The 20,470-nt window shown below is 65.2% G+C and carries 21 protein-coding genes and 1 pseudogene; 18 read left to right on the top strand and 4 right to left on the bottom strand.

What is annotated here, in order from left to right:
- Positions 1-4: 4 nt before the first annotated feature.
- Both ACIQ3Q_RS03650 and ACIQ3Q_RS03645 read left to right on the top strand, forming a co-directional pair.
- Positions 5-1,180, top strand: a complete 1,176-nt coding sequence (locus ACIQ3Q_RS03650; RefSeq protein ID WP_396267617.1) for an ATP-binding protein — start codon at positions 5-7, stop codon at positions 1,178-1,180.
- Positions 1,177-1,491: a hypothetical protein gene (locus tag ACIQ3Q_RS03645; RefSeq protein ID WP_396267616.1), complete on the top strand. Its 315-nt coding sequence runs from the start codon at positions 1,177-1,179 to the stop codon at positions 1,489-1,491. Before ACIQ3Q_RS03650 ends, ACIQ3Q_RS03645 begins: the two co-directional genes overlap by 4 nt.
- On the opposite strand, the gene ACIQ3Q_RS03640 is transcribed toward ACIQ3Q_RS03645, so the two are convergent.
- Complete coding sequence (locus ACIQ3Q_RS03640) at positions 1,486-2,397, bottom strand: helix-turn-helix domain-containing protein (protein ID WP_396267615.1); 912 nt, start codon at positions 2,395-2,397, stop codon at positions 1,486-1,488. The two genes, ACIQ3Q_RS03645 and ACIQ3Q_RS03640, sit on opposite strands and share 6 nt — an antisense overlap.
- 152 nt (positions 2,398-2,549) lie before the next feature.
- Here ACIQ3Q_RS03640 and ACIQ3Q_RS03635 point away from each other — a divergent pair.
- The 6 genes and pseudogenes from ACIQ3Q_RS03635 to ACIQ3Q_RS03610 form a co-directional block, all read left to right on the top strand.
- A pseudogene (locus ACIQ3Q_RS03635) lies at positions 2,550-3,902 on the top strand (cytochrome P450); the annotation flags it as partial.
- Between the two features lie 90 nt (positions 3,903-3,992).
- Complete coding sequence (locus tag ACIQ3Q_RS03630) at positions 3,993-5,417, top strand: TldD/PmbA family protein (RefSeq protein WP_396267614.1); 1,425 nt, start codon at positions 3,993-3,995, stop codon at positions 5,415-5,417.
- Positions 5,414-6,763: a TldD/PmbA family protein gene (locus ACIQ3Q_RS03625; protein WP_396267612.1), complete on the top strand. Its 1,350-nt coding sequence runs from the start codon at positions 5,414-5,416 to the stop codon at positions 6,761-6,763. Before ACIQ3Q_RS03630 ends, ACIQ3Q_RS03625 begins: the two co-directional genes overlap by 4 nt.
- Positions 6,760-6,888 (top strand): hypothetical protein, encoded by a 129-nt coding sequence (locus ACIQ3Q_RS03620; RefSeq protein ID WP_396267611.1) that lies wholly within the window; start codon positions 6,760-6,762, stop codon positions 6,886-6,888. Before ACIQ3Q_RS03625 ends, ACIQ3Q_RS03620 begins: the two co-directional genes overlap by 4 nt.
- A gap of 314 nt (positions 6,889-7,202) precedes the next feature.
- Positions 7,203-8,243, top strand: a complete 1,041-nt coding sequence (locus tag ACIQ3Q_RS03615) for an AAA family ATPase (protein WP_396267610.1) — start codon at positions 7,203-7,205, stop codon at positions 8,241-8,243.
- Positions 8,221-10,755 carry a S8 family peptidase gene (locus tag ACIQ3Q_RS03610; protein ID WP_396267609.1) on the top strand — a complete coding sequence of 845 codons (2,535 nt, stop codon included), beginning with the start codon at positions 8,221-8,223 and terminating at the stop codon, positions 10,753-10,755. The genes ACIQ3Q_RS03615 and ACIQ3Q_RS03610 overlap by 23 nt, the downstream gene beginning before the upstream one ends.
- Positions 10,756-10,856: 101 nt before the next feature.
- Here the strand turns inward: ACIQ3Q_RS03610 and ACIQ3Q_RS03605 are convergent, their stop codons facing one another.
- Positions 10,857-11,753 (bottom strand): LysR family transcriptional regulator, encoded by an 897-nt coding sequence (locus tag ACIQ3Q_RS03605; protein ID WP_396267608.1) that lies wholly within the window; start codon positions 11,751-11,753, stop codon positions 10,857-10,859.
- A gap of 150 nt (positions 11,754-11,903) precedes the next feature.
- Between ACIQ3Q_RS03605 and ACIQ3Q_RS03600 the strand changes: the two genes are divergently transcribed.
- Genes ACIQ3Q_RS03600 through ACIQ3Q_RS03590 form a run of 3 tightly spaced genes read left to right on the top strand, consistent with a single transcriptional unit; the run spans position 11,904 to position 12,892 of the window.
- Positions 11,904-12,116 carry a hypothetical protein gene (locus ACIQ3Q_RS03600; RefSeq protein WP_396267607.1) on the top strand — a complete coding sequence of 71 codons (213 nt, stop codon included), beginning with the start codon at positions 11,904-11,906 and terminating at the stop codon, positions 12,114-12,116.
- A 13-nt stretch (positions 12,117-12,129) separates the two neighbouring features.
- Positions 12,130-12,546 carry a 4-oxalocrotonate tautomerase family protein gene (locus ACIQ3Q_RS03595; RefSeq protein ID WP_396267606.1) on the top strand — a complete coding sequence of 139 codons (417 nt, stop codon included), beginning with the start codon at positions 12,130-12,132 and terminating at the stop codon, positions 12,544-12,546.
- 40 nt (positions 12,547-12,586) lie between these two features.
- Positions 12,587-12,892 (top strand): DUF6506 family protein, encoded by a 306-nt coding sequence (locus ACIQ3Q_RS03590; RefSeq protein WP_396267605.1) that lies wholly within the window; start codon positions 12,587-12,589, stop codon positions 12,890-12,892.
- Positions 12,893-13,102: 210 nt separating this feature from the next.
- On the opposite strand, the gene ACIQ3Q_RS03585 is transcribed toward ACIQ3Q_RS03590, so the two are convergent.
- A complete protein-coding gene (locus ACIQ3Q_RS03585; RefSeq protein ID WP_396267604.1) occupies positions 13,103-13,999 on the bottom strand; it encodes a LysR family transcriptional regulator in 897 nt (298 codons plus the stop codon).
- Positions 14,000-14,113: 114 nt separating this feature from the next.
- On the opposite strand from ACIQ3Q_RS03585, the gene ACIQ3Q_RS03580 reads away from it, so the two are divergent.
- The 7 genes from ACIQ3Q_RS03580 (at position 14,114) to ACIQ3Q_RS03550 (ending at position 18,707) form a co-directional block, all read left to right on the top strand.
- Positions 14,114-14,779, top strand: a complete 666-nt coding sequence (locus tag ACIQ3Q_RS03580; RefSeq protein WP_396267603.1) for an RraA family protein — start codon at positions 14,114-14,116, stop codon at positions 14,777-14,779.
- Positions 14,776-15,441: an RraA family protein gene (locus ACIQ3Q_RS03575; protein ID WP_396267602.1), complete on the top strand. Its 666-nt coding sequence runs from the start codon at positions 14,776-14,778 to the stop codon at positions 15,439-15,441. The genes ACIQ3Q_RS03580 and ACIQ3Q_RS03575 overlap by 4 nt, the downstream gene beginning before the upstream one ends.
- A complete protein-coding gene (locus ACIQ3Q_RS03570) occupies positions 15,438-16,064 on the top strand; it encodes an RraA family protein (protein ID WP_396267601.1) in 627 nt (208 codons plus the stop codon). Before ACIQ3Q_RS03575 ends, ACIQ3Q_RS03570 begins: the two co-directional genes overlap by 4 nt.
- On the top strand, positions 16,061-17,278 hold the full coding sequence (locus ACIQ3Q_RS03565) for a pyridoxal phosphate-dependent aminotransferase (protein ID WP_396267600.1): 1,218 nt from the start codon (positions 16,061-16,063) through the stop codon (positions 17,276-17,278). The genes ACIQ3Q_RS03570 and ACIQ3Q_RS03565 overlap by 4 nt, the downstream gene beginning before the upstream one ends.
- A gap of 37 nt (positions 17,279-17,315) precedes the next feature.
- Positions 17,316-17,465, top strand: coding sequence for a hypothetical protein (locus ACIQ3Q_RS03560; protein ID WP_396267599.1), 150 nt, complete (start codon positions 17,316-17,318; stop codon positions 17,463-17,465).
- Between the two features lie 78 nt (positions 17,466-17,543).
- Complete coding sequence (locus ACIQ3Q_RS03555) at positions 17,544-17,927, top strand: VOC family protein (protein ID WP_396267598.1); 384 nt, start codon at positions 17,544-17,546, stop codon at positions 17,925-17,927.
- A gap of 51 nt (positions 17,928-17,978) precedes the next feature.
- Positions 17,979-18,707, top strand: a complete 729-nt coding sequence (locus ACIQ3Q_RS03550) for a helix-turn-helix transcriptional regulator (RefSeq protein WP_396267671.1) — start codon at positions 17,979-17,981, stop codon at positions 18,705-18,707.
- Between the two features lie 31 nt (positions 18,708-18,738).
- Here the strand turns inward: ACIQ3Q_RS03550 and ACIQ3Q_RS03545 are convergent, their stop codons facing one another.
- Complete coding sequence (locus ACIQ3Q_RS03545; protein WP_396267597.1) at positions 18,739-20,445, bottom strand: AMP-binding protein; 1,707 nt, start codon at positions 20,443-20,445, stop codon at positions 18,739-18,741.
- Between the last annotated feature and the right edge of the window lie 25 nt (positions 20,446-20,470).

Raw genomic sequence — 20,470 nt, 5'->3', positions numbered from 1 at the left:
AAGGATGTTTGAGCGCCATCTAAAGGCCCAACTCCAGCAAGAGTTGGCCCACAGCCCCGCTGTGGCCCTGTTGGGGCCGCGCCAGGTTGGCAAAACCACCCTGGCGCTGGCCGTGGCCCAAGGCCACTCCAGTGTCTATCTCGACCTGGAGTCCGAGCGCGACCGCGCCCGTTTGGCTGAGCCCGAGCTGCTGCTGCCCAGCCTGTTCGACAAACTGGTCATCCTGGACGAAGTCCACCGGGCGCCCGCGCTGTTCCCCGTGCTGCGCGGGCTGATCGACCAAGCCCGGCGCGCCGGGCACCGCCAGGGCCTCTATCTGCTGCTGGGCTCTGCCTCCCTGGACCTGCTGGCCCAATCGGGCGAGACGCTGGCGGGGCGCATCGCTTACCTGGAATTGGCACCCCTGACCCTGCTAGAAACAGGGGCCGCCCACCAAGACAGCTTGTGGCTGCGCGGAGGCTTTCCAGACAGTTTTACCGCCAGCAGTGAGGCACGCAGCCTGCGCTGGCGACAGAACTTCATCCGCACCTACCTGGAGCGGGACATCCCCCAGTTCGGCCCCCGCATTGCCGCCGAAACCCTGCGCCGTTTCTGGACCATGCTGGCTCACCACCAAGGCGGCCTGCTGAACGTGGCCCAACTGGCCCGCAACCTGGGCGTGGACGCCAAGACCGCCCACCACTACATCGACCTGCTGTGCGACCTGCTGCTGGTGCGTCGCCTGCAACCTTGGCACACCAACCTGGGCAAGCGCCTGGTGAAGTCGCCCAAGGTCTATGTGCGAGACAGTGGCCTGGTGCATGCACTGCTGGACATTGCCAACCTGCACACCCTGCTGGCCCACCCGGTGGTGGGAGCCAGTTGGGAAGGCTGGGTGCTGGAAAACCTGCTCGCCTGCGCGCCCCCCGACACCCAAGCCAGTTTTTACCGCAGCAGCGGCGGTGCGGAGATCGACATCCTGCTGACCCTGCCGGGCGGCAGCCTCACGGCCATCGAGGTCAAGCGCAGCCTATCGCCCAAAGTCGAGCGCGGTTTTCATGCCGCCTGTGATGACGTGAAGCCTCAGCAGCGCTGGGTCATCTACCCAGGCACAGAGAGCTTCCCCATGGCGCATGACATCGAAGCCCTGCCACTGGCCAGCGCCTGCGCACGTCTGCAAGCGTTGAATGCTCAGCCGTGACCAGGCCACTGAACTACCTCCACTTCGACGCCAGCGACGACGGCGAGGGCCACGGCACCTGGGACGCCATGGCCAGCGTCAAGCCGCCGCACCTGCCCGCCGTGCTGGCCGAGGTGCAAGCCGTACTGGCCTGGTGCCAGGCCCATGCGCCGGGGCCTTGTGGGCCGCTGGACGAAGGTGGGGCCTGGGATGTGGAACAGCAGCAAACCCAAGACGGCGACTGGGTCACCGTGACGCTGACGCTCACCGGCCCCGAAGCTTGGGGGCGGGAGATGCTGGTGGCTTTGGGGGCCGACGCTGCGGCCTCATAGCCACAAGCGATAGGGCCAGAAGGCCTCGCCCGAGAGCACGCCCTGGCGCAGGGCCTCGGGGCTGAAACCGGTGATGCGCCGCGTGACCCGGCAGAAGTGCGCTTGGTCGGTGTAGCCCGCCGCTACCGCCAGTTCGGCCCAATTGACATCGCCCCTCAAGTGGGCCGCCGCCACATCAAAAAACGCTTGCTCTGAGCGGCCCATCACTTGCAGGTCACGCAGGGGCTGCCCGGCCCACTGCTTGATGCGCCGCTCCAACTGCCGCAGGCTGCGCCCGCTGTTGGAGGTGGCCGCACGCTGCGCCAGGTGGGCCACCCAGTCGCTCACGCGGTGCATGGCCGGCAATGCAGCAGGGCGGCAGGCCTGCCACAGGGGGTCCAAAGCGGCTTCGAGCGCCTGCAGGCGCGTCGCGTCATCCGGGGCCGCCAAAACCTGGCCGTGCAGCACGGCCCAGGCCGATGGCAAGGCTTGATGCGCATCCACAAATTGGTCGGTCAGGTCTGCGGGGGCCAGGCCCGTCAAAGCCTGCAGGGCCTCGGGCATCAGCACCACCGTCAAGCTGTGCACCGGGCCAGGGTTCCAACTGGTGCCCGGCCGCGTCTGCGGGCCACCCAGCACCCAGCGCGAGGGCAAATCCTGGGGCGTGGCGGCCTCGGGCGAACGGGGCGGCGTGTCGTCGCCCCCCAGCAAGGTGAGGGCCTCGCCCTCTATCCACCAGGTCAGGCTACACAGGGGCGAGGCCGGAAAGTGGTTCAGGCGCTGAGCGGGCTGCAGCGTGTGGCCCACCGTATTGCGAACCATATAAGCCCAGACACAAGAAGCCAAGGCCGGCGCAGGCCGCCACAACACGCCCGACGGCAACAAACCCGCAGGCGTGGCGAAAACAGAGTGGCAAGGCGAAGCCATGGCCGGGGAGTGTAGGGCGCGAAGCCGCACCACCGACCGTTTGTCGGAATCGTTCAATACCTGCTGGCCCCGCTGAGGCATGCTGACGCCCATGGACACCACACAACGCCCAGCCCTGGGGCCCCAGCCCGCCGCCCTGCCCCCCCGGCCCGCGCAGCCGCTGGGGCGGCTTCGACCTGCTGCTGGCCATGCGTCGCGACTACCTGGGCCTGATGGACCGCCTGCACCGCGAGCATGGCGACATCAGCCTGATGAAGATCGGTAACGAACAGGCCTATGACCTGATGTCCCCCGAGCTGGTGCGCGAGGCCCTGATCAACCAGGCCGAGCACCTGGTGCGCTGGCAGCGCGGTGTCGAAGTGCTTGCCGAGGGACTGGGCCAAAACGTGCTGACCACCGAAGGCGCGCTGTGGCAGCGCCAGCGCCGCATGCTGATGCCCGCCTTTACCCCCAAGCGCGTGGCGGGCTACGCGGCCCTGATGACCCAGGCCGGCCACCACAGCCTGGACGCCCTGGCCAGCGCCCCGGCCCGCGAGCACGCCATGGACGCGTTGTGGAACCGCATGACCATTGAGGTGATCTTGCGCACCCTGTTTGGTGAGGCCCGCCCCGGCGAAGCCGACACCGCCATGCAAGCCACTGAAGTACTGTCGGCCACCGCCTTCAAAGAAATGTTCTGGCCCATCACCCTGCCCGACTGGCTGCCCCTGCCGGGCAAAGCCGCCAAGCGTGCCGCGCTGCGCAGCCTGCGCCAGCTCATTAACGACCGCATTGAGGAGCGGCTGGCGCAACCCGCCCAAGCCGACGCCACACCCACCGACCTGCTGAGCCAACTGCTGGCCCTGCGCGACGAAGACGGCCAGGCCCTGTCACGCCAAGAAGTGTTTGACCAATGCATGGTGACCTTTCAGGCGGGGCATGAGACCTCGTCCACTGCCCTGCTGTGGTGGAGCGCCCTGATGGCCCGCCACCCTGAAGCCCAAGCCCAGGCCCGCACTGAAGTGCGCGCCCTGCTGGGCGCCTGGGGCCACCCAAGCGGCACCCGCGACCCCGTGGCCGACGACCTGCCCCAACTGCCCTGGCTGACCGCCACGCTGAAAGAAGCGATGCGGCTGTACCCGCCCGTGGCCGCCCTGATGACCCGCCGCACCACCGCGCCCATCACCCTGGGCGGCTGGGCCATCCCCCAAGGCGCCATGCTGCGCATCACCCCCTGGGTGCTGCACCGCGACCCGCGCAGCTTCCCCGAGCCCCAGGCCTTCCGCCCCGAGCGCTTCATGGCCCCCAATGAAGCCCCACCCAAAGGCGCTTACATCCCCTTAGGCCTAGGCCCCCGCGTCTGCCTGGGCCAGCACTTTGCGATGCTGGAGATGACCCTGCTGGCCGCCATGATGCTGCAGCGCTTTGAGCTGCGCTGGCCCGACGGCGCGGCCGAGCCGGTGCCGCAGATGCATGTGACGTTGCGGCCGAAGGGGGGGATGAGGGTGGGGGTGGTCAGCGCTTGAGGCGGCAAACCCCTTGCGAAAGGGACGAAGCGTGGGACGTAAACTTGATTCGACCAAAAGTCGTCATCATGACCATTCTTCATCTTGCCTATGCACCAATTTGACCCCCAACAAGCCCTGAGTCACGCTCAAAAGGCGGCGCAATGGGCCGGTGTGCGTTACTCGCGCGAAGTCACCCAATCACGAGCCATTCGTAACGACAGCCCCGACAGCAACGACACCCGCTGCGAAGAGGGTGCGATGTGCGAAGTCTTGGTGGACGGCCACTTTGGCTATGCCGCGACCGCTGACTTGCGCCCGGAAGGCTTGAAGCGCGCCTTTGACCAAGCCATTGCGACCACGCGCGCCATGGCCCCCTACAAAGTGCATGCCTTCACCGAGGCTCAGCGCGCCGCCGTGCAAGGCAGCTACATCAGCCCGGCGCAAAGCCGTCTCTCCCAAGTCCCCTTGGCTCAGGTCACGCAATGCCTGCAGCAGGCGTCGCGCGCCATGGCGGTGAGCGACAAGGTCGTCAGTCGCAGTGCCCATGCCACGCTGGTGCAGACCCAGATCGACTACTACGCCAGCAATGGCACGCAGACGAGTCAACAATTCGACATGGTGGACATCACCTTGGCTGCCACTGCTGCCGAGGGCGTGCAGTCGCAAACCCGAAGCTGGAGCCACACCGGCCAATTCGGTGGCGAGGTGTTCGATGCGGCGGTGTTTGCGCAGCAAGGCCAGCGTGTGGCCGAAGAGGCGCTGGCCTTGTTGGCTGCGCCCAACTGCCCGACCGGCACGATGGACTTGATCCTGATGCCCGACCAAATGATGTTGCAGATTCACGAGTCCATCGGCCACCCGCTGGAGTTGGATCGCATCTTGGGCGATGAGCGCAACTATGCCGGCTGGAGCTTTGTGCAGCCCAGCGACTTTGGGCAACTGCGTTATGGCTCTGAGCTGATGAATGTGACCTTCGACCCCACCACAGCACACGCCTTGGCCAGCTATGCTTTTGACGACGGCGGCAACCCTGCCAAGCGCGAATTCCTGATCGAAGGCGGCATCCTGCGCCGCGGCCTGGGGTCGGTCGAGTCTCAAGTCCGTTCCGGCCTGCCCGGTGTGGCCAACTTCCGCTCGGCAGCATGGAACCGCGCCCCCATCGACCGGATGGCCAATATCAACCTAGAGCCAGGCACCTCAGACCTGCAAGCCATGATCGCCTCGGTCGAGAACGGGATCCTGATGGCCACCAACCGCTCCTGGTCCATCGACGACTACCGCAACAAGTTCCAGTTCGGCTGTGAGTACGGCCGCATCATCCGCAACGGCCAGCTCGGTGAGGTGGTTCGCAACCCCAACTACCGAGGCATCACGGTCGATTTCTGGCGGCGCTTGGCCGCCGTGGGCCAGCACAGCGAAGTCTTCGGCACCCTGTTTTGTGGCAAGGGAGAACCCAGCCAAGTCATCCGCGTCGGACATGCGTCGCCGCCCTGCTTGTTCAGGGGCGTGGAAGTTTTCGGAGGCCAAGCATGAGCACGACGCACGATTTTCTGGACACCGTGCGTGGCCATTTCGACGCCCTCTGCGATCAGGTGCTGGGCCAGCTTCAAGGCGACGAGGCCGCGACGCTGAACCTCAGCGCCGAAGAGTCTTTGTTTGTGCGCATCAACAACAATCAAGTGCGCCAGGCCACCCAGGTCGAGCAGATGTCCTTGGCCCTTGAGCTCCAAGGGCAGGGGCGCAGCACCCAGGCCTCACGCACGCTGTCTGGCCATTGGCCCACCGACGCTGAGAACATGGCACATCTCTTGGCGCAGTGTCGTCAAGAGCTGCTGGTGCTGCCCGCTGACCCCCACCAGGTGCCCATCGACAACCACGGCAGCAGCGACGAAAGCTTCCGGGCCAATTTGTTGGCCGCGTCCGATGTGGTGGCCGCGATCTTGGCCCCCGCCCAAGGCTGCGACATGGCGGGTTTGTATGCCAGTGGCTCCATCGTGCGCGCCAACCGCAACTCAAAGGGCCAGCGGCACTGGTTTGCCACGCAAAACTTCTTCTTGGACTACTCGCTCTACAACGGTGCACGCGCCGTCAAGGGCAGCTATGCCGCCAGCCAGTGGGACGCCGAGCAATGGGCCGCCAACCTCGCGCACAGCCAAGGCCTGCTGGCCTTGATGGACAAGCCCTTGCAGAGCGTGGCCCCTGGCCAGTACCGCACCTACTTGGCGCCACGCGCCCTTAGCGATCTGGTCGGGATGATGGGCTGGCATGCCCTCAGTGCTTTGGCTTGGAAACAGGGGCTCAGCCCGTTCAAGAAATTGGCAGAGGGCGAGGTGCAACTCTCGCCCCTGCTGAACATCACCGAGAACTTCAACCTCGGCCTCACACCGCGCTTCAACGACCAAGGCGAAGTGTCGGCCCCACAACTGCCGCTGATTGCCCAGGGCCGACTGGCCTCGCTGCTCGTCAACGCCCGCACGGCCAAAGAGTTTGGCCTCCAGCCTAACGGCGCCAATGAGGGGGAATCGCCACGTGCCTTGGATGTCGCGCCCGGAACGCTGGCGGAAGCCGACGTCTTGAGTGCGCTGGGCACGGGCCTGTATGTGTCCAACCTGCATTACCTGAACTGGAGCGACCCGGTCTCTGCCCGCGTCACCGGCATGACGCGCTATGCCTGCTTCTGGGTCGAAAACGGCGCCATCGTCGGCCCCATCAAAGACATGCGCTGGGACGAAAGCTTGTTCGACGCGCTCGGCCCCAAGCTGATCGCGCTGACCAGCCACACCGCCATCGACCCCGCCGTAGACACCTATGACCAGCGGGCCTTGGGTGGCTCACGCACGCCTGGGGCGTTGATTGAGGGGTTCACGTTTACGCTGTGAGCGAGCCCTTGCGCCAGCGCTTGAGGCTTGGGCTGCCGCTGCTGGCCGCGATGGAGCTGCATCGCTTTGATCTGCGCTGGCCCGAAGGCGCGGCCGAGCCGGTGCCGGAATGCTCGTGTGCTTGAGACCGAAGGGGAAGGTGGGGTTGGGGCGTGTTGAAGGGCAGAGATGAACAGGGCTTTACGTGACGGATATGCAGCGGATGCTGCGACTCGTAGTGCCTAACTCGACGCACCAAAGTTGTTGCTGACCGCTAGAGCGGTTGAACTATGGAATGAGATCCGTTTGCTTGTCGCGAAGGGCCACGGTGCTAGATTCCATGAGGTGCTTCTTGGCGGGCTGGGAGACAGCTCACGACAGGGTTCGAAATCGCGAGATCGGGATGACCATCAAGCGATAATGCTCTCGCACACCAACTTCAACGATTCCAAGCGACCCCGTGGCTAGCTCCGAACAGCTCAAGGCTCTCATCAAGTCGCACATCAGTCGCGATGATGGACATTTCTTGTCTATCGCGATGCAGGTCGCCGCCCATGAGGCCAAGCTGGGTCACGGCAAACTGGCAGAGGAACTGCGCCAGATGATCGATGCTGCCAAGAGCCGCATCGGCCAGGACGCGACCGGCAAGCTCGTTGCCATTGGCAGTGTTACCAAGCCTCGCGTGGAACTAGCGAACCTGCTGACGTTGAGCCACCCAGCGAACCGGCTAGGGGACATGGTCCTCGACGAAGTGACTTCAAACCAGCTTCAGCGGGTGGTCAAGGAGCAGCGGCAACTGGCGCGGATCAAAGAGCATGGGCTCTCACCGCGCCGTAAGCTGTTGCTGGTGGGTCCGCCGGGTACAGGCAAGACCATGACCGCCTCAGCCCTGGCCGGCGAACTTGGTATCCCACTCTTCGTGGTTCAACTCGATTCCCTGATTACCAAGTTCATGGGCGAAACCGCCGCGAAACTGCGGCAGGTTTTCGACGCGATAACCGATATCCGAGGGGTTTACTTCTTCGACGAGTTTGACGCCATCGGGTCACAGCGGGGACAAACCAACGACGTGGGCGAGATTCGTCGTGTCCTGAATAGCTTCCTCCAGATGATCGAACACGATCAGTCGAACAGCTTGATCATCGCGGCAACCAACCACTCCGAAGTTCTCGACTACGCGCTGTTCAGGCGATTCGACGATGTGGTGGAATACCATCTACCTACGTCCGAACAGGCGCTGGCACTGATTCGCTCTCGTCTCGGCCAATTCGTTCCCAAGCCATTCAAGAAGGATGGTTTGGTTGAGCAAGCCGAGGGCTTGAGCTACGCAGAGATATGTCGCGCTGTAGACGCTTCCATCAAGGATGCGATCATGCATGACCAGACGAAAGTGCAACGAGCTGAGCTGGGGCGTGCATTAGAGGAACGCCGCCTCATCAATGCGAAGCTCGCAAAAAACAGGATGCACGCGCTAAACCATGCCGGATCAAATACCCGATAAGCAACCGCATTTCGTACTGCAAAACACGTCCGAGGCAAAGCCATTCACGGCCCACTCGCCAAAGGGTGGCAAGAAAGTGGCGCTGCCGCAGCTCGATCGAGCACAACATGGCGCAACCCTGCGCAGCCAACTGCTGGCTTTGCAGCCGTTGGCCGATGCGGCACGTCAACGCCAGGAGGAGATCGGCCTCGAATCCGGCCTCGGCCTCCAAATCCAGTTTCTATCTAGACCGGACGCCGACTTGGCGTTCGAGCGCCTGGCTGCGGAAGGCAAAGGCAAGGGCATTGAGTTGCTCAGCGTACAAGAGCGCGACAACAAGGCCGTGCTCGCCAACGTGTTCGTGCCCGACGGTCAGCTTCAGCACTTCGAACGCCTGGTCACGGAGTATCTCGAAGAGAAGACAGACCGCAACGGCAACGCCAGAGACAACAAGAAGCTACTGAACACCATCGGCAGCATCCGGGCGGCTGCCATCCAGGGCCTGTGGACTGACACGCCCGACTTGCTGCCCGCAAATCCTGAAGAGGCGTTCTGGTGGGAAGTTTGGGTGCGGCGCGGCAGGGATACTGGCGTGTCTGCCGTCGATGACTTCCGTCGTTTGGCAGCGATGTCGCATTGCCAAGTCAGTGACGCAGTGGTCGATTTCCCCGAGCGATCTGTGGTGGTCATGTACGGATCGCAGCAGCAGCTTTCCCAGTCTGTGATGGCGCTCAACTGCGTGGCCGAACTGCGGCGGGCCAAAGACACCGCAGAGTTCTTTGTTGGCATGGGCACCGCCGAGCAGCAACAGTGGAGTGCCGACCTGATGGCCCGACTTCAGCCGCCGGGTGCGGGGGACGAGGTCCCGCGCGTCTGCCTGCTCGACTCTGGCGTCAATCGCGGCCATCCGCTGCTACAGCCGTTTATTGATCCCGCGGACCTGCACACCGTCAATGCTGCTTGGGGAACGGACGACATCGCGAACCATGGCACCGGACTGGCGGGCTTGGTAGGCTACGGTGACCTGCATGCCGCGCTGGCATCGGCCGGCCCGATCGCTGTCTCTCATCGTATTGAGTCCGTCAAGCTGACGCCAAACCAAGGCTCAAACGTGGGTGACGACAAACACCACGCGCGCCTATTCCTGGACGGTGTCACCACACCTGAAGCGGGGTTCGGTCAAAGAAAGCGCGTCTTCTCATCCGCCGTGACGGCGTCCGACTACCGGGATTTCGGCCGCCCATCGGCATGGTCATCAACCGTCGATTCGCTGGCGTCCGACGACATTGGCGAGGGCGCCTTTCCTCGCCTCTTTGTGCTGTCGGCGGGGAACACGAATGACCCAGCACACTGGGCCCAGTACCCCAACAGCTTGTCACTCAACCTGATCCACGACCCCGGTCAGTCCTGGAACGCGTTGACGGTCGGCGCCTTCACCGAGAAGACCGCCATCACCGAGGCAGGAGCCCAGCACTTCAGCCCAGTCGCGGCGAGCGGAGCGCTGAGCCCGTTCACGTCAAGCTCGTTCGGATGGGATGAGCGCGCCTGGCCGCTTAAGCCCGATGTTGTGCTCGAAGGCGGTAACGCCGCCAACGACGGCGTGAACACTGACACCTTCGCCAGCCTCGAATTGCTCACCACGAACAATCGCCCTCTGACCCGGGTCTTCTGGACCACCAATGCCACTAGCGCCGCATCGGCACTGTGCTCGCGAATGGCGGCCCAGATCATGGCGGCCTACCCGGCGCTGCGGCCGGAGACGGTCCGCGCCTTGATCGTGAACTCGGCGGAGTGGACCGAGCCGATGCTGCAGATGTACCCGCCGAACGGCACCCGGCGCAACAAGCAGGAATACGCCAGGTTGATTCGCCACTGCGGCTGGGGTGTACCCAGCCTGGAGCGAGCACTGTGGAGCGTCGGCAACTCGTTGTCTTTGGTAGTGGAAGACGAGGTGCACCCGTACAAGAAGGAAGGGAGTGTCATCAAGTCGCGAGACATGAACTTCCACGCTCTGCCTTGGCCCAAAGAGCAATTGGAGGCACTGCAGAACACGCAGGTCGAGATGCGTGTGACGCTGTCGTACTTCGTCGAGCCCAATCCCTCTGCCCGTGGCAGTTCGTCCAAGTACCACTACCCATCGCACCGCCTGCGCTTTGCTGTCCGTCGGCCGCTAGAGACGGTCGAAGACTTTCAGGCGCGCATCAATGCCGCCGTGATCCGCGAAGAGGCCGGACGCGCTACGCCGTCGGCCGACTCCAACTGGGTCCTGGGCGACAACTTTCGACATCGCGGTTCACTGCACCAAGACATCTGGCGCGGCAACGCAGCCGACCTCGCTAGCCGGGGCTTCATATCGGTCTACCCTTCGAACGGATGGTGGCGCACTCGTCCCGCGCAAGATCGGTATGACCTGCCGGCCAAATACAGCCTGATCATTACCATTCGCGCGCCGGAAACGGTCGTGGACCTCTACACCCCAATCGCACAGCAGGTGACGGCACAGGTTGTCGTGCCAGTCGTTGTGAACGTCTAGACCAACTGCGAGAGCGCGTGGCCCGCACGCTAACGCGGTGACACCGCCAAACGGACCTTCATGCTCTTCCGTTTTCAGCCTAGAGCAGCCCCTCACTTTGCCTAGCTACCCCCTCCCACCCACTCCCCCCACCACTCAATGCACGCCCGCAGCTTAGGCAGCCGCTGCCGCTCGGGCCGCATCACCGCATAGACGGGCACGCGCTGGGGGTCGATCTGCTCGGGCAGCAGGTGCACCAGCGCGCCGCTGGCCAGGTGGGGGCGGGCTACGGGCTCGGCCAGGCGGGCCAGGCCCACGCCGTGCAGCACCAGGGCCAGGGTGGCGGCGCTGTTGTCGCTGCGGGTGCGGCCTTGCACGGGCCATTCGCCGCCGCCTGCGGCTTGGGCAATGGGCCAGCGGTTGAGGCTGGGGCTGACGCTGCTGGCGATGAGGTGGTGCTGGTGCAGATCGTCCAGGCTTTGGGGCGTGCCGTGACGCGCTAGATAAGCGGGGCTGGCGCACAGCAGGCGGCCGTAGCCGCCAATGGGGCGTGCCACCAGGCCGTCTTGCAGCACCTCGCCGGTGCGGATGGCGATGTCGATGCCGTCGCGGGCCATGTCGGCCAGGCGGTCGTCGGCGCTGATGTCCACCTTCAGGCCGGGGTAGCGCTCGTACAGGCCGGGCAGGCTGGGGGCCAGCACGGCCTCGGCCAGGGCGGGGCTCACGGCCACGCGCACCCAGCCGCTGGGGCCGGCCAAGCGCCCGCTCAAGTCGGCCTGTAGCACCTCGGCACTGCCCAAGATGCTGCGGGCATGCTGGGCCACCGTGTCGCCCTCGTCGGTGAGCGACAGGCCGTGGGTGCTGCGGTGCATCAGGCGCACGCCGCATTGGGCTTCCAGCCGCACCAGGGCGCGGCTGACTTGGCTGACAGGCCATTGGCGCTCGCGCGCCGCCGCCGAGAGCGAGCCCAAGGCCTGCACGCGCAGGAACAGGGCTAGGTCGTCGAGTTGCAGGTTCATGGCCTGATTGTGGGCGGCCACCGGCTTGTTTTGCAATATCTGCAAAACAGATTGGCTTTTGGATGGGTTTCGCGGGTTTGCTTACCTGCCTACAGTTCAAGCAACGCCCCAGCCCCTGCCGCTGTGGGCGCCAAACCGGAGACCCGCACCATGCACACCCCACCCGCCCTGGACGAGCACACCCGCCACCTGCTGCACGCCCAAGCTCGCACCGAGGCCCTGCGCCTGCGGCAGCAAGCCTTGAACGACGCGGGGGACGCGCTGTGGCATGCCGCCACACACGCCGCACAGCGCGCCGCAGCCCGGCTGCAAGCCCGCTTGCGCGCCCACACCAAGCTGCGCAGCCGCCTGAACTTGGGTTGAGGAGAGGCTCGCCATGCCGACCTTGCACTTGCAACTCTGCCCACCCCAGCCACCCGCCACGCTGCGCGCCTTGGGCCAAGCGCTGACGCAGATCAGCACCACGGTGCTGCACAAACGCAGCGCCGTCACAGCCCTGCATATTCAGCAAGCCGAGCCCAGCCACTGGGCGCTAGGCGGTGCGGCGCCTGAGGCGCCCATGGCGCTGCTGGAGATCCGCATCAGCCAGGGCAGCAACAGCGCTGAGGAGAATGCCGCGTTTGTGGCCCAGGCCTATGCCGCGCTGCAGGCCCACCTGGGCGCGCATACGCCGCTGGCCGAGGCCAGCTATGTGACGGTGCTGGAGGTGCCTGCTGAGAATTGGGGCTATGGCGGGCTGACCCAGGCACAACGACGAAAAACAGGCCCGCCTCAGACCGCTACAGGCACATAATGAAGCCTCCACCGACTAAGTCGCCATCGCGGCGTCAGACATGCCACTTTCAGTATTCGGGTTCATTGTTAAAGGTCCGGGCTACAAGGCCGACGCCCACAACGCGCAGCTGTCTTCGGGCCTGTTCACGACCTTCGTTGTTGGGGTTGCAGACTTTGCGGCGGCACAGTTGGCGGCCCAAGCGCTCGTCACCAATGGGGTGCAACTGATCGAGCTGTGTGGGGGCTTCACGGAGAGTGAGGCTGCGCAGATGCGCCAGCACATTGGGCCCAATGTGCCGATTGGGGTGGTGGTCTACAGCCCAGCGCAAGCCACAGCATTGGCAAACCTGTTTGCTTCATCTTGAAGAGCGGACAGGCTCTGTCTGCGGCCACAGTGGCAGCAGGGCGTGGGCACCGTGTGAAGACGTTTCCCTTCTTTCTCTTCAAGGTCTGATTCACCGCAGCCTCTTCCCATCGTCCACCCCACCCATGCCATGGCCTGGGTCGAGATCCCCGTGCAAGACCTGGCCTGCGCGGCGCAAGGCGCTCTGACCACGCATGGCCGTGCGGCCGACTCAACGTCGATCAACCTTCAGGGCCGCCACGGCCATCATCAAAGCGGGGTTGACGGACCCAGGGCACCAGGCGGCAGCGGTGGTCACCACATCCACCACCTGCGCCATGGGCTTGAACACCACGCTGTCTGGCGCAATGCGTTTGAGGGTGGCGGGCACCAAGGCGATGCCCTGCCCGCAGCCGACCGAAGCGACCTGTGTCGCGACGCTGCGCACCTCATGAAGAATGCGTGGTGAAAAGCCGCTGGCCTGGCACAGCGCGATGATGCGATCGAAGTACACCGGGCTGACGCGGCGGCTGAACATCACGAAGGCTTCTTCAGCCAAGTCGGCCAAGTCGATGCGCCGGCGCCGGGCCAAGCGGTGCTGCGCAGGCAGTGCCACTTGCAGCCGGTCTTGGGCCATGGTCTGGGTCTGGATGCCCTCGCCCAACTCGCCCTCTAGGCGCGCAAAGGCCAGGTCGACATCGCCAGCCAGCAGGGCGGGCACGGCGTCAGCACTGTCGATCTCGCGCACCGACAGCGTCAGCCTGGGGAACTGCTGGCGCAGGCGCTGCAGATAGGCGGGCAACACCTCCAGCATGGCCGATGAGATGGCGCCAATGGTCAGCATGCCGGTCTGGCCCGCCGTGGCCTCGCGCACGGCCAGCTCCATCTGCTCCATCTGCTGCACAAACTTGCGCACCGCCGGCACGATGGCCAGGCCCACCGGCGTCAATTGCGCTCCTCGGCGCGAACGCACGAACAGTTGCACCTTCAAGGCCTGCTCCAGCACTTGGATCTGCTCTGTCAAGGGCGGCTGCGACATGCCAAGCCGCTTGGCCGCGCGGCCAAAGTGCTGCTCCTCGGCAACGGCCAGAAACAGATAGAGATGTCGCATGAGGCGGAAATTGATCATGGCGTATCCATAGGTTTGGCGTATCAATAGCTTACTGAAATCGGAATTTACAGAATGTTGGCGGGCATCGACAGTGGTGACCTCAACCACAGCCCAAATCGCCGCGATAACGCCATGCCTGAATCCTTGCTTGCTCGCCTGGGCCGCCTAGACACCACCACCGTCTCAGACGCGCTCGACTTTCTCTCTCTGCCGGGTGCCACGGTGGGCTTGCGGCCTTTGTGGGCCTGCCCCCGCATCGTGGGCCGGGCCAGCACGGTTCAGTTAGGGCCTAAGCAGGGCAGCGCACCCACGGTGCATCTCATCTCGCCGGTGATTGCGGCCATTCATAGCGACGACCGCGTTCTGGTGATTGCTGGCGGCATCGACGGCATTTCCTGCTGGGGAGACATCTTGGCCAATGCGGCCAAGGTACGCGGAATTCGCGGCACGGTGATTGACGGCTTCAGCCGCGATATTGAGGCCAATGAGGAGATCGCCTATCCGGTCTACGGCCGTGGTGCCACGATGATCAGCGCCCGCAACCGCGTGGTGCAACGCGATGCCGGCTGCCCCATCCAGGTGGCGGGCGTGACGGTGTCAGAGGGCGACTACGTCATCGCCGACCAATGTGGCACGGTGTTTGTGGCTGCCTCGCGCATCGAAGAGGTCTTGGCTTTGGCCGAGCGGATCGCCCGTCGTCAGGAGGGCATGGTGCAAGCCGTGCGCGCTGGGCGCTCTGTCGAGGACGTGATGCACGACAAGGAGTTTGACGCCATCCAAACGGGAGCCGCACGATGAGCCCAGCCGACAAAGAACTGGTCGCCCTTTTTCAGGGCTTGGACACGCCGGGGGTGTCGGACGCCATGGACAAGCTGGGCATTCCGGGCCAGTGCTGGGGGCTTGCCCCGCTGGACAACTACCGGGGCACGGTGGTGGGCCCCGCCTTTACCGTGCGCTATGTGAGCTGCGGACAACCGGCGGGCACGGTCGGGGATTTCATCGACGAGGTGGCCGCAGGTGATGTGGTGGTGATCGACAACGGCGGCCGGACCGACTGCACCGTGTGGGGCGACATCATGACCCAGTACGCTGGCTTGCGCGGCATTGCGGCCACGGTGATTGACGGCGTCTGCCGCGATGTGGCCAAGGCCCTTGGGGACGGCTACCCGCTGTTCACTCGCGGCCGCTACATGCGCACCGGCAAAGACCGTGTGGAGGTGGCTGAAGTGAACGGGCCGGTGTCCATCGGCACAGCCCGGGTGGTCGCTCGCGACATCGTCGTGGCCGACGCCAGCGGCGTGGTGGTGGTGCCCAGAGCGCGTGCCCACGAGGTGGCAGACGTAGCCCACCGCATTGAAGCCGCCGAATCGCGCATCCGCGGCTTGATCGCCACGGGCATGACGCTGGCGGAGGCACGCGCCCAGACGGGCTACCACCAACTGCAAACGAGGGACGCATGAGCCAAGTCGACACCCACCAGCGCGCCCTCGCCTTGGGCACCTCCACCCTCTATGAGGCCTCGGGCCTGCCGTGTGCCATCGACCCCGCCATTCGCCCCATCTGGGTGGGCGCTGCGGTCGCTGGCCCGGCCTACCCGGTGCGCTGCTCGCCCGGAGACAACCTGGCCATTCACTTGGCGGTAGAGCGCGCGCCGCGCGGCAGTGTGCTCATCGTCACCACCGATGACTTTGTGGCAGGCTACTGGGGCGAGGTGATGACGGTGGCCGCCGAGGCCGCTGGCCTCACAGGCTTGGTGATAGACGGCGGCGTGCGGGATGTGGCGGCCATGACGCGCCGCAGGTTCCCGGTGTTCTCGCGGGGGATCTCGGTGCGCGGCACTATCAAAGCCAGCGCACCGGGGGTCGGACAAACGATCCGAATGACAGGTGTTGAAGTCGCTCTGGGCGATCTGGTGGTGGCCGATGACGACGGTGTGGTGGTGCTGCCCGCGGCCGAGGCAGCTCGGGTACTTGCGGCAGGCGAGGCCAGAGCGGCCAAAGAGGCGGAGTTCATGCGTCGCCTGGCTGCGGGTGCCAGCACGGTGGACTTGCTGGGCTTGTCCCATTGGCGGGAGCGCGCATGACAGACCTGCCCATGCGCTTGAATGCCCACTTGGCGGCCGCGCAGCCCTCGGCCACCTACCGCATGATTGACCGCGTGGCCGAGCGCAAGGCCGCAGGCGTGGCGGTCATCTCGCTCAGCGCGGGTGAGCCCGACTTCGACACGCCTGTGCATGTGCGTGAGGCCGCCATTGCGGCCATCCACGCAGGCCACACCCGCTATACCCAAGTGGCGGGGTTGCGGCCACTGCGTGAGGCCATCGCGGCCAAGTTTGCGCGAGAGAACGGCCTGCCCACGCGCTGGCAGGACACCATCGTCTGCAGTGGCGGCAAGCAAGTCATTTACAACGCGCTGGCGGCCACCCTGAACCCTGGGGACGAAGTGATCGTGCCCGCACCCTTCTGGGTCAGCTACCCCGAGATGGTTGCTTTGTGCGGCGCGCGAGCAGTGACCGTGCCCTGTACCGAGGCCTCTGGCTTCAAGCTGACGCCTGAGGCGCTGAGCAACGCGATCACGCCGCGCACACGGTGGCTGATCCTCAATTCACCGTCCAACCCCACAGGGGCGGTGTACTCGCGGGCCGAGCTGCAAGCGCTGGCCGAGGTGCTGCTCAGGCATCCGCATGTGCTGCTGTTGTCTGACGACATTTATGAGCATCTGACCTTTGACGGTGAGTGCTTTGTGACCATGGCCCAAGTTGAGCCACGGTTGGCCGAACGCACCCTGACGATGAACGGTGTGTCAAAGGCCTATGCGATGACCGGCTGGCGGATCGGTTACGCCACCGGCCCCCAGTGGCTGCTGCAAGCCATGGAGAAACTGCAAGGGCAGCAGACCTCAGGGGCGAGCAGCATTTCCCAGCACGCCGCGCTGGCCGCGCTCAAGGGCCCGCAGGGCTTCGTCAGCGAGGTTCGGCAGGTCTTCCAGCGGCGTCGCGACTTGGTGGTTGAGCGCCTGAACCGTGGCTTCGGCCTGCGCTGCGCACGACCCGCCGGCGCCTTCTACGCCTTTGCCTCGTGCGAGGGCTTGATCGGACGCAGCAGTGCTGGGGGCCGTCTCTTGCGCACCGACGAGGATGTGGCCCTGGCGCTGTTGGATGAGGCTCAGGTGGCGGTGATGCAAGGCAGCGCTTTCGGCCTAGGGCCGTACCTGCGCATCGCCTACGCTATTGACGATGCGTCGCTCGCCCGAGCCTGCGACGCGATCCAGACGTTTTGTGAGGGAAGCACACCATGACCGGATTCGACGGCCATCGCGTGATTCTGGCTTTGCCATGCCAAAGATGTTCATGCATGGCGAGCAGAACCAGCGCTTGAGCTACTTGCCACTGCTGCGCCGCGAAGGGGTTCAGGTGGAAGAGGTACCGCTGTGCGGCTGCATGAGCCGAAGCGCGGCAACTGACACGGCAGGTCAGCCCTACTGACACCACGGTGTCAGCAGAGGGTGGGCACCATGTGAAGACGTTTTCTTCTTCACGTTCAATTCACCGGAGCCCTTTCTCATGACCCACCCCACCCACGCCATTGCCTGGTTCGAGATCCCCGTGCAAGACCTGGCCCGCGCCCAGGCGTTTTATGAGGCCGTGACCGGCCACGCCATGCGGCGCGAGGCCATGGGCCCATCGCAAGGTGCGGTGTTTGCCTATGACTACCCGCAGGGCGTGGGAGGCGCTCTGATGTGTGGGCCCACGGCCCCGGCGCCGGCCAGCGGCGGCACGCTGGTGTACCTGGACGCCAGCCCCTCGCTGGACGCGGCCTTGGCCCGGGCCGTGTCCGCCGGGGGCCAGGTGGCGCTGCCGCGTCAAGCCTTGCCGCCGGGCATGGGCTTCTTTGCGCACATCACCGATCTGGATGGCAACCGCGTGGGCTTGCACGCACTAGACTGAGCATCAGGCCGTGAATAGTCGCTCGGCTATCCACGCCCCTCTTCCTTGCCCATGCGCCGCGCCGACCGCCTGTTCCAACTCGTCCAAATCATCCGCGGGCGGCGCCTGACCACGGCGGCGTTTTTGGCGCAGCGGCTGGAGGTGTCCGAGCGCACCATTTACCGCGATGTGGCCGACCTGCAAGCCCAAGGTGTGCCGCTGGAGGGCGAGGCGGGTGTGGGCTATCGGCTGGGTGCGGGGTTTGACTTGCCACCACTGTTGTTCACCGCTGAAGAGGCGATGGCCTTGGTGGCCTCGGTGCGGTTGGCCCAGCCTTGGTTGGACCCGGCCTTGGCCCGCGCGGCCGAGCTGGCCTTGGGGCGGGTGATGTCGGTGCTGCCCAGCAGCACGCGGGCCGCCGCCCAGGCCCTGCCGCTGTTTGCGCCGCCCGTGGCATCGGCCAGCCTGAACCCAACGCAACAGCAAGGCTTGCAGCAGTGGCGCGAGGCCACGCAAGCGCGCCAGCGGGTGAGCCTGCAGTACCGCGATGCTGAAGCCCAAGCCAGCCAGCGCAGCGTGCGGCCCTTGGGCTGCTTTTATTGGGGCGGGCGCTGGACGCTGGCGGCCTGGTGCGAGCTGCGCCAGGACTTTCGCAGCTTCAGGCTGGACAGGCTGGTGGCCGTGGAGGTGCAAGCCCTGCCGCAGGGCCGCTTTGCCGACGAGACCGGCCGCACCCTGGCCGACTACCTGCGCAGCCGGGCACCGGCGGAGGTGGTGGCGCAATGGCAGCAGCAGGCCTGACAAGGCCCGCGTTGGCCAGGCGCGCTGCCGTTCAGTAAGCCCAGAGCACAGGCTTGCCCAAGCGCACCCAGCCTTCGTAGTGGTGGCCAAAGGCCTTGTCGACTTGGTTGCGCTTGACCTTGAAGGTGGGGGTGATGAGGTCGTTGGCCACGGTCCAGGGCTCGGTCATCAGCACCACGCAGTCGAGTTGCTCGTGCGGGTCAAGGCGGGCATTGAGTGTCTTCAGGAAGGCCGCCATCGCGGTCTCCAATTCAGCGCGGCCCTCGGCTTGGGCGGCCTTGCGCGCGGCCTCGGGGTTGAGCATGGCCAAGGCCAGAGGCTGGCCCATATTGGCGCCCACCACGCAGCAGGCCTCCACCGCCCCTTGGGTCATGAGCTTGTCTTCAATGGGCGCCGGGGCGATGTACTTGCCCTTGCTGGACTTGAACAAGTCTTTGATACGGCCGGTGATGCTGAGGTTGCCCTCGGCATCAAATTGGCCTTGGTCGCCCGTCTTGAGCCAGCCGTCGTCGGTGAAGGTTTCGCGGGTTTGCTCTGGCGACTTGTAATAGCCCAGCATCACGCCGGGGTGGCGCATTTGGATCTCACCGCTGGCCATGTCGATGCGAGTCTCCACACCGGCATGGTTGGGGCCGACGGTGCCGGGGCGCGGCTGACCCGGGATGGTGCATTGGCTCAGGCCGCAGTTTTCCGTCATGCCGTAGACCTCCATCACCTCCAGGCCCAGCTTGGCATACCAGCGCAGCAGGTCAGGCGGCATGGGGGCCGCACCGCCAGCAGCGAATTCGCATTGATCCAAGCCCAGGGCCTTTTGGATCTTGCGGCGCACCAGCCAACCCACCAGGGGCAGGCCCAGGAGTTTGTCGAGCTTGGCCGGTGGCATCTTGGCGTGCACCCCCTGCTGGAACTTGACCCACAAGCGCGGCACCGAGAAGAAGGTGGTGGGGCGGGCGCGCTGCAGGTCGGCCGCGAAGGTCTCTAAGCTTTCGGCAAACCACACCCGCATGCCGGTGGCCAACTGGCCGTGCTCCACCAGCACGCGCTCGGCCACGTGTGAGAGCGGCAGGTAGCTGAGCATGCGGGTGTCTTGGCGCATGGGCACGCGCTTGAGGCCCGAGGCCACCGACCACGCAAAGGTGCCGAAGCTGTGCATCACGCCCTTGGGGGTGCCGGTGGTTCCCGAGGTGTACATCAGGGTGCACAGCTCATCCCCCGGGCGCACCGGGTTGCCACCCAGGGGCGCGGTGCTGGCGGAAATGTCTTCCCAGCGCAGGCCGGGCGCGCCTTCGGGGCTCAGGGGCATGCGCACGCAGGGCATGCCTTGCGGGATGCCCGAGCGCATGTCGGCAAAGCCGTCGAGCTTGCCCACGAACAGGGCGCGAGACTCGGAGTGCGCCAAGATCTGCGAAATGGTGTCGGCCGCCAAAGTGGGGTAGAGCGGCACCGAGACATAACCCGCCATCCAGATGGCCCAGTCGGCCATCAGCCACCAGGCAGTGTTCTTGGACAAGATGGCCACCTTGGCGCCGGGCTCAAAACCCTGGGCTTGCAGCCACGCGGCCATGCGGCGGGTTTCTTCAAGGGCTTCACGCCAGGTGAAGTCGCGCACCACACCGCCACCCACGGGTTGGCTGAAGGCAATGTGCTGGGGCGAGTGTTGCTCCCAGTGATACAGGCGCTCCAGGGCCAAATGGCTGGCAGGGACCTGGGTATCGGTGGCGGGGTTGAAGCTGCTCATGTTTGGCAAAGAAGTTAGGGGTCCA

Origin of the sequence: Ideonella sp., assembly GCF_044358605.1 — a bacterium.
Lineage (GTDB): Bacteria > Pseudomonadota > Gammaproteobacteria > Burkholderiales > Burkholderiaceae_C > Ideonella.
This window is presented reverse-complemented; position numbering and strand designations above follow the sequence as displayed.

What these genes read in the sequence shown, in the direction of transcription:
- ACIQ3Q_RS03650 (WP_396267617.1), top strand. Translation starts at nt 5, where the DNA reads ATGTTTGAGCGCCATCTAAAGGCCCAACTCCAGCAAGAGTTGGCCCAC.
- ACIQ3Q_RS03575 (WP_396267602.1), top strand. Translation starts at nt 14,776, where the DNA reads ATGAGCCCAGCCGACAAAGAACTGGTCGCCCTTTTTCAGGGCTTGGAC.
- ACIQ3Q_RS03595 (WP_396267606.1), top strand. Translation starts at nt 12,130, where the DNA reads ATGCCGACCTTGCACTTGCAACTCTGCCCACCCCAGCCACCCGCCACG.
- ACIQ3Q_RS03605 (WP_396267608.1), bottom strand. Translation starts at nt 11,753, where the DNA reads ATGAACCTGCAACTCGACGACCTAGCCCTGTTCCTGCGCGTGCAGGCC.
- ACIQ3Q_RS03570 (WP_396267601.1), top strand. Translation starts at nt 15,438, where the DNA reads ATGAGCCAAGTCGACACCCACCAGCGCGCCCTCGCCTTGGGCACCTCC.
- ACIQ3Q_RS03590 (WP_396267605.1), top strand. Translation starts at nt 12,587, where the DNA reads ATGCCACTTTCAGTATTCGGGTTCATTGTTAAAGGTCCGGGCTACAAG.
- ACIQ3Q_RS03610 (WP_396267609.1), top strand. Translation starts at nt 8,221, where the DNA reads ATGCCGGATCAAATACCCGATAAGCAACCGCATTTCGTACTGCAAAAC.
- ACIQ3Q_RS03600 (WP_396267607.1), top strand. Translation starts at nt 11,904, where the DNA reads ATGCACACCCCACCCGCCCTGGACGAGCACACCCGCCACCTGCTGCAC.
- ACIQ3Q_RS03630 (WP_396267614.1), top strand. Translation starts at nt 3,993, where the DNA reads ATGCACCAATTTGACCCCCAACAAGCCCTGAGTCACGCTCAAAAGGCG.
- ACIQ3Q_RS03625 (WP_396267612.1), top strand. Translation starts at nt 5,414, where the DNA reads ATGAGCACGACGCACGATTTTCTGGACACCGTGCGTGGCCATTTCGAC.
- ACIQ3Q_RS03565 (WP_396267600.1), top strand. Translation starts at nt 16,061, where the DNA reads ATGACAGACCTGCCCATGCGCTTGAATGCCCACTTGGCGGCCGCGCAG.
- ACIQ3Q_RS03585 (WP_396267604.1), bottom strand. Translation starts at nt 13,999, where the DNA reads ATGATCAATTTCCGCCTCATGCGACATCTCTATCTGTTTCTGGCCGTT.
- ACIQ3Q_RS03640 (WP_396267615.1), bottom strand. Translation starts at nt 2,397, where the DNA reads ATGGCTTCGCCTTGCCACTCTGTTTTCGCCACGCCTGCGGGTTTGTTG.
- ACIQ3Q_RS03580 (WP_396267603.1), top strand. Translation starts at nt 14,114, where the DNA reads ATGCCTGAATCCTTGCTTGCTCGCCTGGGCCGCCTAGACACCACCACC.
- ACIQ3Q_RS03545 (WP_396267597.1), bottom strand. Translation starts at nt 20,445, where the DNA reads ATGAGCAGCTTCAACCCCGCCACCGATACCCAGGTCCCTGCCAGCCAT.
- ACIQ3Q_RS03550 (WP_396267671.1), top strand. Translation starts at nt 17,979, where the DNA reads ATGCGCCGCGCCGACCGCCTGTTCCAACTCGTCCAAATCATCCGCGGG.
- ACIQ3Q_RS03560 (WP_396267599.1), top strand. Translation starts at nt 17,316, where the DNA reads ATGCCAAAGATGTTCATGCATGGCGAGCAGAACCAGCGCTTGAGCTAC.
- ACIQ3Q_RS03555 (WP_396267598.1), top strand. Translation starts at nt 17,544, where the DNA reads ATGACCCACCCCACCCACGCCATTGCCTGGTTCGAGATCCCCGTGCAA.